This window comes from Bacillus sp. JJ722, from assembly GCF_036963345.1.
In the GTDB taxonomy this organism is placed as follows: Bacteria; Bacillota; Bacilli; order Bacillales; family DSM-1321; genus Bacillus_AD.
The window spans coordinates 1-11,628 of record NZ_JBALMO010000307.1 but is presented as its reverse complement, the minus strand read 5'-3'; the positions used below and the strand labels follow the sequence as shown (position 1 = coordinate 11,628).

Annotated in this window: 14 protein-coding genes; 8 read left to right on the top strand and 6 right to left on the bottom strand. The window is 32.7% G+C overall.

What is annotated here, in order from left to right:
* The first annotated feature begins 95 nt into the window (after positions 1 to 95).
* The 8 genes from V7014_RS24640 (at position 96) to V7014_RS24605 (ending at position 4,404) form a co-directional block, all read left to right on the top strand.
* Complete coding sequence (locus V7014_RS24640; RefSeq protein WP_335511326.1) at positions 96 to 1,343, top strand: right-handed parallel beta-helix repeat-containing protein; 1,248 nt, start codon at positions 96 to 98, stop codon at positions 1,341 to 1,343.
* Positions 1,344 to 1,428: 85 nt separating this feature from the next.
* Entirely contained in the window at positions 1,429 to 1,572 is a 144-nt protein-coding gene (locus V7014_RS24635; protein ID WP_335511324.1) for a hypothetical protein, read from the top strand.
* A complete protein-coding gene (locus tag V7014_RS24630) occupies positions 1,559 to 2,011 on the top strand; it encodes a hypothetical protein (protein ID WP_335511322.1) in 453 nt (150 codons plus the stop codon). The genes V7014_RS24635 and V7014_RS24630 overlap by 14 nt, the downstream gene beginning before the upstream one ends.
* Before the next feature lie 127 nt (positions 2,012 to 2,138).
* Positions 2,139 to 2,408 (top strand): hypothetical protein, encoded by a 270-nt coding sequence (locus V7014_RS24625; protein ID WP_335511332.1) that lies wholly within the window; start codon positions 2,139 to 2,141, stop codon positions 2,406 to 2,408.
* The gene (locus tag V7014_RS24620; RefSeq protein WP_335511330.1) at positions 2,296 to 3,357 is read left to right on the top strand and encodes a phage tail tape measure protein; all 1,062 of its coding nucleotides are present in this window, start codon (positions 2,296 to 2,298) and stop codon (positions 3,355 to 3,357) included. The genes V7014_RS24625 and V7014_RS24620 overlap by 113 nt, the downstream gene beginning before the upstream one ends.
* 297 nt (positions 3,358 to 3,654) lie before the next feature.
* Complete coding sequence (locus V7014_RS24615; RefSeq protein WP_335511319.1) at positions 3,655 to 3,840, top strand: hypothetical protein; 186 nt, start codon at positions 3,655 to 3,657, stop codon at positions 3,838 to 3,840.
* A gap of 137 nt (positions 3,841 to 3,977) precedes the next feature.
* A complete protein-coding gene (locus tag V7014_RS24610) occupies positions 3,978 to 4,145 on the top strand; it encodes a hypothetical protein (RefSeq protein WP_335511317.1) in 168 nt (55 codons plus the stop codon).
* A gap of 67 nt (positions 4,146 to 4,212) precedes the next feature.
* Positions 4,213 to 4,404: a hypothetical protein gene (locus tag V7014_RS24605; RefSeq protein WP_335511315.1), complete on the top strand. Its 192-nt coding sequence runs from the start codon at positions 4,213 to 4,215 to the stop codon at positions 4,402 to 4,404.
* Positions 4,405 to 4,889: 485 nt separating this feature from the next.
* Here V7014_RS24605 and V7014_RS24600 read toward each other — a convergent pair whose 3' ends face one another.
* The 6 genes from V7014_RS24600 to V7014_RS24575 form a co-directional block, all read right to left on the bottom strand.
* Complete coding sequence (locus tag V7014_RS24600; RefSeq protein ID WP_438824976.1) at positions 4,890 to 7,190, bottom strand: S9 family peptidase; 2,301 nt, start codon at positions 7,188 to 7,190, stop codon at positions 4,890 to 4,892.
* A 158-nt stretch (positions 7,191 to 7,348) separates the two neighbouring features.
* The gene (locus V7014_RS24595; RefSeq protein ID WP_335511313.1) at positions 7,349 to 7,771 is read right to left on the bottom strand and encodes a putative ABC transporter permease; all 423 of its coding nucleotides are present in this window, start codon (positions 7,769 to 7,771) and stop codon (positions 7,349 to 7,351) included.
* A 104-nt stretch (positions 7,772 to 7,875) separates the two neighbouring features.
* Positions 7,876 to 8,058, bottom strand: a complete 183-nt coding sequence (locus V7014_RS24590) for a hypothetical protein (RefSeq protein WP_335511312.1) — start codon at positions 8,056 to 8,058, stop codon at positions 7,876 to 7,878.
* Positions 8,051 to 9,373 carry a sensor histidine kinase gene (locus tag V7014_RS24585; RefSeq protein WP_335511310.1) on the bottom strand — a complete coding sequence of 441 codons (1,323 nt, stop codon included), beginning with the start codon at positions 9,371 to 9,373 and terminating at the stop codon, positions 8,051 to 8,053. Before V7014_RS24585 ends, V7014_RS24590 begins: the two co-directional genes overlap by 8 nt.
* A 64-nt stretch (positions 9,374 to 9,437) precedes the next feature.
* Positions 9,438 to 10,085, bottom strand: coding sequence for a response regulator transcription factor (locus tag V7014_RS24580; RefSeq protein WP_335511308.1), 648 nt, complete (start codon positions 10,083 to 10,085; stop codon positions 9,438 to 9,440).
* A gap of 410 nt (positions 10,086 to 10,495) precedes the next feature.
* Positions 10,496 to 11,116: a nitroreductase family protein gene (locus V7014_RS24575; RefSeq protein ID WP_335511306.1), complete on the bottom strand. Its 621-nt coding sequence runs from the start codon at positions 11,114 to 11,116 to the stop codon at positions 10,496 to 10,498.
* Positions 11,117 to 11,628: the final 512 nt, after the last annotated feature.

Genomic DNA, 11,628 nt, shown 5'->3' with positions numbered 1-11,628 from the left:
ACTTTACATTAGAAGCCCGTGAAATAGTAGCTAGAAGGATTTCACATAAAATAAGGTGTAATTTTTAAGTAAGAAAAAATAAAGGGTTTGTTAATATGCGAATAGGAAGATTTTTATACGTAGATGGAATTAATGGTAGTAACATTAATGTAGGTAACATTAACAATCCGTTCAAGACCATCCAGTACGCTTTAGACTATTCGAAACCTAACGATACAATATATGTTAAAAATGGCATCTATAATGAGCGAATATTATTACCGAAATCTGGAACCTACAAATACCCAATTAAACTTAAAAACTATCCTGGTCACACTCCTGTTGTAGATGGTACAGGAATAACTTGGAATGGAAACAAAAGTTGGGGTGCTTTAATAGATTTAAATAAAAAAAGCCATTGGATCATCGAAGGATTACATGTGAAAAATTCTTATGCTATGGGAATTGGAGTAAGTTATTTTGTGGCTGAGAATCCAGTTCATAAAAGTATAACTATTAGGGATTGTCATACAACAGATACAAATGGCTCAGGGATTCATGTTATGCTTGGAGAAGACATAAAAATTGAACATTGTACTGTTACAAGAGCTTGTAAAGAATTAGGACATGAAGGTATTTCGATTAACAATGTAAATGGATTTGAAGTTAAAGATTGTAGAGTAATTGATTGTTTCAAGGAAGCTATAGACGCTAAAGATGGTTCTCGAAACGGGTCTATACATGGTTGTTTTGTATCCGGAGGAGTTCGTTGTGGTATTTATATTGATGCTTTTTCGAAAAAATCTTATAACATTGATGTGTACGAAAACACGGTAACGATTCCAAACGGGGTAGGCTTTTCAACTGGAGCTGAATCAGGAGGAGTACTAAAGGATATTACTTTTCAAAATAATATAGTCTATGATTCTTTACGTGGGTTTAACATCGCATCACATAACAATGAATCGAATAAACCATATAAGATTCAAAGAATTACTATACAAAATAATACTGTTTTTAATGTAACGTACACCGGTGTTTTTATCACAGCAACAGTTGAAGATGTAGTAATCGATAATAATATTTTACATCCGTCAGCTAATTCAGCTCCTCTTGGCATTCATGTATTTAATTTTACACTTACAGATAAAAAAGAGCTTAAAGTAAAAAACAACATATTTAAAGCAACTACAAAAAACAACCCGAATTTACTTTTTGGTGATGATTATATAACAGTTAGGGACACAGATTCATTAATGGTTGACCCTTTCGGAACACGTTCAGGATCAAGAGATTTTCGGGTGGTTGCAAGTTCCTATTCAAAAAAAGATATAGGAGCTTCATTAAATTGGAGAAAATATTAATAAATCTAAAGACATCGTCAATCGGCGGTGTCTTTTTGTGAAATAAAATAACAGTTTTATAGGACTAAAAGGAGGAATTTTTTATATGGCAGAAATTAAAAATGAATTATCATTAGCTAAAATTAATCAGGTTTCAGAGCAACTAGACCAAACTGAGCAATCTGAAATTGAAGAAGGTCTATATAAGGGTTTAAATATTACCTTCTACCCTCTTTTTGACAATAATTAAGATTGATAAATTATTAATGGAGTTACAACAGTTATTTATTGAAGCAAAGCAAGGAAAAATTAAATTAACAGATGAGATGTTTGATTACATTATTAACCTATTAACTAATAAACATTTTACTCATTTCAAAGATCAAATGCCTTCTACTCTACTTGGCAGAGATGGTAAAGAAGGATTGTTTGATTGGTTAAACCGTTTTACTAAAAGTGGATTATTTAAACTAATATTAGAAGAAATTTTCTTACCGAGCGAGATTCAAAAAGTAATGAATTCTGTATTGAATGTTTCTGCCAAAGGAATTGTTGCCAATGATTTCGAGAAACAATTACAAGATAGAGTTGCAAGTTTACAATTCAAATACAAGGATATGTTTGCCCAGGTTGGGAAAATTGGTGAGACAAACAATGTAAAAAACGTACTTGCTGATCCGGTACATTAAAAAGTGAGTTGATACCAATGGTTGTAGTAAAGAACATGAGAGAGCTTGAAAAGTATGTAAATAGTGTACAAGGACAAAAGCGATACTGAATCAAACTAATATAAAGAAAATACTAACACAAGAAGCTATGAGATTAGAAGGTTACTTGAAAGATGAACTTCAAAAATATTTTATCTCCTACTCCCCTGTCCAATATGCTAGAACAGGAAATACTGTTAAATCTATTAAAGTGACTAATCCTCGAAACATTAGTTCTATTCAATGGATTATCAGTATTATTTTTGATGAATCTCTTGCTTACACCCTTCTTACATGGGCAGTGGACAGTAACGCAGGCCGCTGTAAAATTCCCGCTATGGATGGGAGTTTCTACCGTTTTCTATTCAGCGACAAATAGTGTTCAAGCGTTGATAGACAATATTTATGCTCTAGATCTTCAATTAGTCTCAATTAAAAAAGTCTTAAACAATTCAGATATATCTTCTGTTTTTGATAATGCCACAGTTGCTGCGGTTAAGTATGGTCAAACCATAGAAAATACTCTCAAATCCTTGGGGGAGATTAGTAAATTAGGTTTTGATCTAGGAGAAGCTGAAGAGTTAAATAATAACTCCATGTTGCTTTCTACTGTTGGTGAATTTAAAGATACTACAGATGCAGCAAACTATTTAGTAGCAGTTATGAGACAGTATAAATTAGAAGTCTCTGATACTATTGATGTTGTAAATGCTTTAAATAGCGTATCTAACCAAACAGTTGCTACTACTGAAGGTATAGCTCAGGCATTAAGTAAATCAAGTGCAAATGCCGCAATGGCGGGGGTTTCTTTTCACGAATTAACAGGAATAGTGTCGCAAACTGTCGAAACACTGAAAATATCCGGGAATGAAGCTGGCACGTTCTATAAGACCTTATTCAGTCGTTATTTAAGAGAAGAATCACAGAGTATGATTGAAGGTCTTGGAATTAAAACAAAAGAAATGAGTGGAGAATTACGTTCTACTACTGATGTACTTGCCGAACTAGGGAGTCAGTGGGAGACTTTTGACGCTCAGACTAAAAATGCTATTTCGAGTCAATTTGGAGGGGGCTGGCACGTAGCGAAAGTTACCAGTCTCCTTGAGAACCAAGCAAGAGTTGCAGAAAATACTATTTTTTCGATGGATTCTTATAACAGCGCAGTTAATGAGATGAAAGTATTTGAAGGCGAATTAGAGTATCAAACTAATCAAATGATCGCATCTTTCCAATTGTTATCGCAGACTATTGGTGATAATGGTGTTCGTCAACTTATCGTAGGTTTGTTAAATTCAGTTACAAGTTTAACAACTGACTTCGCAAGTTGAATTGTTAGCTGGTGCATTCATGGATTCAAGTCAGGCTGCTGACATAATACTGAATCTCTATATAAGAATGCTCAAGCTACAGATAACCAAAGACAAAGGCTTGAACAATTAATAGCTCAGTATAACGAACTTGCCCCAAGTGCTGGTAATAACGCATAAAAACAAGAAGAATTACAGACAGTACTCAAAAATATTCAGCAAATTGCCCCCCACCTTATTGAATCTACTGATGCATATGGAAATGCTTTAACGTTAAATAAAGAAAAAGCTGATCAATATATAAGTTCCCTAAAGGAAATGACAAAGGAACAACTTCTTCAAGCGTCTACAGCTAATGGAATTGAAATAAATACTGTTAATGATGAATTAGATGAAATTAATAATGATTTAAAAGCTGTTGAAGATGCAGTTAAACAACGTTTCTACTCCATACAGAACTATCAAAAAGAACATGGTGTATTTATGCTGATAAAGAATATGTAAAGCGAACTAAGGAATTAAATAAAGAATTAAATAAAGAATTAACAGACAGTGTTCAGAATGGCACTAGAGAACGTTCTGATAATATTAGAGCACAACTTATGCAGGACGAAATAGAGTACAGAAATTACGTTAACAACATGAAAGATAGTTCAGGACAACTAGTTGAGTACTCTGAAAACGTTGCAAAAGTTCAAGAATTAGAAGGTAAGAAAAAAGGACTTGAAGAACGCCAAAAAGCCATGGATGAGATGACCAATAGCTTAGATGGTAACTCAAAGGCTAATATAGAATATAGAAAATACTGATGCTCTATCTAGCGTTGATGCAAAAGCTAAAGATGCTTTAACTGCAACGGTAGACACTGTATCAGCAATGAGTGATTTATCTGGATCAGTTGATGGTGCATCATCATCTTTGGAAGGCATGGGTGATTCAGCTACTAATGCGGCAGGCGGTATGGGTATTGCCCAGAACGAATATGAGCAACATGATCTGATATATCGTATAATAGTAAAATACAATATAAAAAGGATGATATTATGGGCTCCACAGGTTTATTTATAACTCTCATCATATTTACTATTGGATCCGTCATAAGCTTTTATTATGCTTTTTCCTTTGCAACAAAATCCTTAAAAAAACATGAAAACGAAAATACACAACAAGATAAGGGAACTACACAAGTTAAAAAAAATAAAAATTAACACTCTCATTTTTAATTTTTATATTCAGGATCGAAACCTAAAATTCTTTTTCCCATTAACTTTTGTTTGATGTACTTCCATTCCCGTTGTCTTATCCTACGCTAATGTAACACTCCCATTCATCCAGTTCTGCCTTAACATTCATTGCCACGCTCCTATATTTCTCCAGCAATTTAGGTACAATTTATTTAATTTTCCAATAAAAAAAGAGCCGATTTTTTACAGCTTAGCAAAAAAACCAAAATACCTTCTATGAATAGAAAGATATTTTGGTTCCCTTATTTTTTATAAACAATTTATCTTCGTTTAAAATGTTCACGAAGAAGCTTCATTTTTCTTTTTCAATTATTTTAAGTACTTATCTAAGAATGGGATCATCGCATTGTAGAATTCAATTTGATTTTCTACGTTAGAGAATCCATGACCTTCATTATCTTTTAGCATATATTCAACATCAATACCTCTGTCTCTTAATGCTTTAACAATTTGATCAGATTCATTCTTATTAACTCGTGGATCATTTGCTCCTTGTGCAACAAACAGTGGTGTTTTTATTTTATCCGCATGGAAAACTGGTGAAACAGATTTTAACAACTCTTTATCTTTCTCGGGATGTCCGACTCTTTCGTAAAACATATTACGCATTGTTTCCCAATAAGGAGGAATTGTGTCTAACAATGTAAAAATATTTGAAACTCCTACATAATCAACAGCCGCCGCATATAAATCCGGTGTGAATGTAATTCCAGCTAATGTAGCATAACCGCCAAAGGATGCCCCGTATATACCAACTTTCTTAGGATCTGCAATTCCTTGCTTTATAGCCCATTGAACGCCATCCGTAATATCATCTTGAATTTTTAATCCCCATTGTTTATTTCCTGCTTGAAGAAATTCTTTCCCGTAACCAGTAGATGATCTAAAATTCACTTGAAGTACAGCGTAACCACGGTTTGCAAGTAGTTGAACTTCAGGGTTAAACATCCATACATCGCGAGCCCATGGACCACCATGAGGATTTACAATCAACGGTAAATTTTCTGGTTTTTTATTTTTCGGAAGTGTTAAATAACCATTAATTGTTAGACCATCTCTACTTTTGTAAGAGATCGGATGCATCTCTGCCATATTATTTGGATCTAACCAAGGACTTAAACTAGCTAACTCAATCATTTTGTCAGTTTTTGAATCATAATAATAGTATTTTCCGTACACTGTATCACTTGAAACACTAAGAATAAATTTTGTTCTTTCTTGGTTGTAATCCTCAATTGCTAATTCACTTTCACTTACCTTTAACTTTTCTTTAATACTATTAAATAGTTTTTCAGTCTTCTCATCAAAGAATTTATAATGTAGCTTATCTGTAAAATAAGTAGCAAATAATAATTGATCTCTTGTTGTATCATATGACGCTCCCATTATATCAACATTTGGATTAGCGTAAATCACTTCTTCTTTCGCTTCTAAATCATATTTTACAAGTTCTACTTTATCGCGACCTTTGTTAGAAAGCGCATAAATAAAACGATTATCTTTAGTAAACGTTAGTGGAAAAACCTCGTCTCCAGCCTCCATTTTAATAAAAGGTTTGAATTCATCCTTTTCAGATTCTCTGTAAAGGATATTACCCTCTACCCCATCTGATTGAAGGGCCATTCTAATCTTTCCATCGCGGTCAGCTAACCATGATAATATATTACCTGGATTTTTGGCTACGTGAGTAGTTTCTCCTGTTTTAACATTTAACTTATATACATCAAATAACTTTGGATTCTCTTTGTTCATTGTAATGAGAATTTCATCTTTAGTATCTTTTAATATACTTAATATACTTACTGTTACATTAGGATATGGCGTTAAATCCTTTTCCTCAGCACCATTGAAAGTGGATGAATAAATGTGATAATTCTCGTCTCCACCTTTATCCTTCACATAAAAGATACTGTCATCTTTCCAAAAGAACCCGCCAATATCTCGATCCTTAGCATTAGTCACACGTACTGGATCACTATTTTCATTCATATTCTTAACAAACACATTTGAACGGTTTTCCCATGCACTAGTGTATGATAAGTAATTTCCATCTGGAGAAAGTTGATATCCAGAATTCCCTGGGCTTTTCACAAAGTCTTCTACTGGGATTTCCTTAACTCCTTTATTGTCAATATCTTTGTTCTTAACTGTATGGAAATTTTCAAACACCGTCGCTAGTTGTTTTACCGTTATGTAATCAGATTCTAACGAAACTCCCTTAAACAAGCCAAGCTTCTCAGCAGAACTCTTATAATCTGCTAGACTCTTTTCTTTCTCTTCTAAATCTAGTGCTCTAATAAGAATGCGTGCCACTTCTTCACTTGTTATAGTAGCCTTACGATTCTCTAACTCGCCTTTTAATACCCACTTATCAGCTATTTCAGATCTCATTGCATCTGATTCATGTTGATAAGTCAATGCTGTTAAAGCATACTTAATAAAATCTTCAACAATTACTTTCTCTTCATAGTTGATTCCTGTAGGAAAAACCCCTTTGTTCACTAAGCTCTCAATTGTAGCATCATTATTCGAGTTGTTGGCTAATGCAGAAAGCGGTAGACTTGCTGCAAGTACCAAGATGAAAGCTATAAATAATATTTTTTTCTTCACAAAATATCCCCCTTTACTAGAGTACTAGTTTGATAGTACCTGTAAGAGGAATTTTTTGTCAAGGTATTATTACCATAAATTCAATAAAATGTCATATAAACACTTCTTCAAAACTATTTATACAAACAGTTTATGAAGAAGTATAGCTAGCATTTTATTCAATATAGTTTAAACTGTGGCTTTGCCTCATTAAACAACCAATATCTAAGATGACGATAAAGAATGATTGCCATCAACGAAAGGGGCAACCATAATAACATATAAGGTACACATATTTGCCCAAGAATATTTAACGGTAATTTACTGTAATCCCACACAGATAATCCAAACCAAACATTAATCACTAAGCCAGCAATTAATTCAATGAATGTTACTAAAAGTGTTGCAATAAACGCTTGTAAATAAAGCGGTATGTCGAATGGAAGAATCTCATTGCTCAACCCGATCACAATAAAACATAAACCGCCAACAACTCCCATAGTCCAATGGGTATGGCCACGCCATAATATTTCAATCCATAAGTAAAATGCACCTCCGATTAATGCAAGATGAAGCAATTTCAATCCTTTTTGAATAGCCAATATTCTTCCTCCTATTACGTTATTGGTTCATTATGTAGAAAATTGACCTTCATATTATTACCAATCATAGGGTTTTTATCTGCAGAAAAAACAATGAAATACTTTTATCTTTCAGAATGGAAGAGCTGCTTTTGTCTTATAGAAAAATGAACGGATATTCGTATCAAATGTATCTTTTCCGTTTTATCTTTCAACTTACCTGTACCGATATAATTCGGATTAACATAAACAAGCTGTTCAGTAATATCATGAACAGCTTGTTCTTGAAATACTTGATTGCTATACATTACTAGCTACAGTCTTAAAACTTATACTAAAAGTAATGTAGCAATCCTTTAATGAAACTTCATATTGCAGGTTATTTTTATCTAGAATACTAGCTACAATTGACAGTCCGAGTCCTGTGCCAGAAATCTCTTTATTTCTCGATTCCTCTACAACGAAGAAAGCATCCCAAATATAAGGCAAGTGCTGTTCTTGTACACTCGTTGTTTTATTAGTGATATTAAATGTAATCTTGTCATTGGTATCATGCTTTAACGCAATTTGTATAAAATCTTCTTCACAATACTTGATCGCATTGGTAATAAGATTGTTCATGACAATTTCGATTTGATTACTGTCTTCTTCTATTATTGTTTTACAAACAGTATTAAGATCCAGCTTTAAAAAGATATCTTTATTCTGCAAGGCTATTTTATGTTTTGCTAGCACTTTTTGAAGGAGTTCTTTTAGATCAAAAGGCTCTTTTTTCACTTCTAATTCATGTACTTTTGATAGTTTTATTAAGTAATCAACCATATCGCTTGTGTATTTAACTTGTTCTAAAATAATATCCGAATAAGTCCCATCGTCAAGACCATCTTTTATCCCAATTGTATATGCTTGGATTAGCGACATAGGCGTCTTTACTTCATGGGAGATGCTTGATATCAATGTATTTAAGCTTTGATTTTTCTTCTCTAATTCTGAATGAGCCTGTTTCAAACGATTGCTCATATTGTTAATACTGTGAGATAACTCTTCTATCTCATCTCCAGTATGAATTTCCACTTGCTTAAAGTTTAGATCGGCTATTTCTTTTGCAACACTTTTTAACTTCTCTAAAGGGGTAATCATTTTTTTGGAGAAAAAAGCAACCAATATTAAACTAATGATAATTCCAAAAAGTACAGAGTAAAAATACAACTGATTGACGATTGTCAAAGCATCCGTATTGTGAATAACAACAGTTCCTAGTAAAACAATTTGATCATCTTGCTTATACATAACGGTTAGCAAACTTGACTTTAGTTTACCTTGATTAAATAGTAATCTTACTGTTTTACCTTCATTTATTTTGTTCAACGAATCTTCTGTAATCCAAAATTTATTTAAAACAATTTGATCTTTAAATAAGGCAAACTTAATATTTTCATTGATTGTTTCCGTACTTCCATTATTTTCAACGGTAACGATTGTTACATTATTTTCATCTTCAATCTTTTGTTCAACTTCTAATAATTCTTGATGGCTTAAATCATTTATCTCTTCATAAACTGTATTTAATTTTTTTCTCATTTTATATAAATAATAGTCCGAAGAAAAATAATTATTTAGCAAATAAGAGACCCCAAAAACTACGAGCATAATAATACTCACCATTATTAATAATTTTTTACTTATTTTATTCGTCTTTATCATTGAAACTGTACCCCATTCCTCTATGGGTAATAATATGGTTTACTCCGATTTTATCCCGTAGTCTATTAATATGGGTGTCGATTGATCTCTCTTCCCCTAAATAATCCATTCCCCAAACCATCGACAATAGTGAATTTCTAGTCAATACTTGCCCTCTGTTTTCGTATAAAAATCGCAATAAATCAAATTCTTTTTTAGACAATACTATTTCTGAACGATCTTTATATACTTTCATACTTTGTAAATCTATTTTCAAATTTCTTATCTGAACAATCTTTTCCGTTCCTAGCATTTTTTTCACTCTAAGTATTAAAATACGAGGGTCAAATGGTTTTCTAATATACTCATCGGCCCCAATATCTAATGCACTGAATTCGTCATCATTTGAAGATCGTGCCGTTAACATAACCACTTTAGTCATGCTGACATTCTTTATTTCACGACATACCTCAAGGCCACTCATCTTAGGCATCATCCAATCCAAAACAGCTAGGTCCACTTTTGTTGAATAAAATTGTTCAAGAGCCTCTTCACCATTTAAAGCAACGAAAACACGAAAACCTTCTTTCTCAAAATAGGTCTTTAAAATGGTTACCATATGTTTTTCATCATCAGCGATTAATATATTCAAACTAAACCTCTCCTCATGTTTCTATCATACTAAGATCGATTGATTTAACTATTTTTTCAAGTTGCGAAAGAGAAAAGGCTAAATCATTATTTTAGGTTTCACCTTTTTACAATCTTTATTACATTATAAACACCTATCTATTTCACTTCGGTCGTTTACTCTAGTTATTTAAACTTAATAAAGTGAAACTTTAATCGGTGTGGGTTTTGTCCATCTCCCACCAATTATTAGTTGAACCAAGCGTGTTCTTACTGGCGCTTCATCTCCCATTTAACGTCTTCGCTTTTACGTTCGTTTTGAAGTGGGAGTATTAGCGCCAGTTAGAACGGGATAAATTGTAATGGATGGATGTTACAGCAATGTCACGAACAAAAAACCACATCCATAAAAAAATAGATGTGGTTTACTATTTAATAATACTTTACAAATTCAGTAATTGGCTTACGATAACCCCTTGGCTTTCTGCTCGCTAGTTTCTCTTTACCAATCGTTATCATCATCACTGGTTCGTACTGATCGGATATTTTCAGTAATTTCCTCAATTGATCAGGATCAAAACCAATCATCGGGCACGTATCCCACCCCTTACTTTTAGCAGCAAGCATAAACATCATTGCTGATAAGGATCCGTTTCGAATAGCTTCATCTCGCTGAAATACATCGCCACCTTTTTCATACGATGATACAATGTCTAAAACGGTATGATCAAATTCTTGTTTACTCATAATACCAAGGGAAACTAACCCTTGATAAATATTCTCGGTTTCTTTGTATGCTTTTTTATCACCTAGGACTATTATTACGGCAGATGCTGTACCTACTTTATGTTGTCCATTAGCTACTTTCTTCACACATTCTTTAAGTTCTGGTTCAAGAACAACCATATAATTGGTGTGTTGCAAATTAAATGCAGATGGAGCCATTTTGACAAGCTCGAAAATTTCATTTAAGTCTTTTTCTGTAATTGTATACTCCTCAAGAAAATTGCTTGCTGAACGACGTTCGTTAACTAGTTGATTAAAAGTTTCCATATGATTTCCCTCATTCTGCTTTATCTATTTTGTTGTAATACTACATTCTTTATTTCAATGATATCACATTTATCAATATTATAATTATTCATAATTCTTTTCCCTTTTAGTTAGGTTATTATTTACTTAAGATTGTTACATCCTCATATTGTTTCAATGACTTGTCTTCTAAAAAATCAATTATCATCTCATTAAAAGTATGCCGGCGCATGGTGTTTAATGGATCGAATGCATTTTTAAAAAGTGCAAGCATATGGGCCTATGTAACCTTTTCTAGAGAAAAGGTTTGATTTACTACAGGTTTCAGTTGACCTTTCCTAATCATTTCGAACATTTTAGTTTTAGCAATTATATAGTTTCCATTAAATTAATCTAATTTGATACTCATTATCGTAATAATTGGACAAAACATTCTCTATAATTAAGTTAATATTATATGCAAAGATGCATATTTTTCACAAAAGTCACAAATAACATCTCCCAATCATTGCTTATTTAGATAAGATATGTAA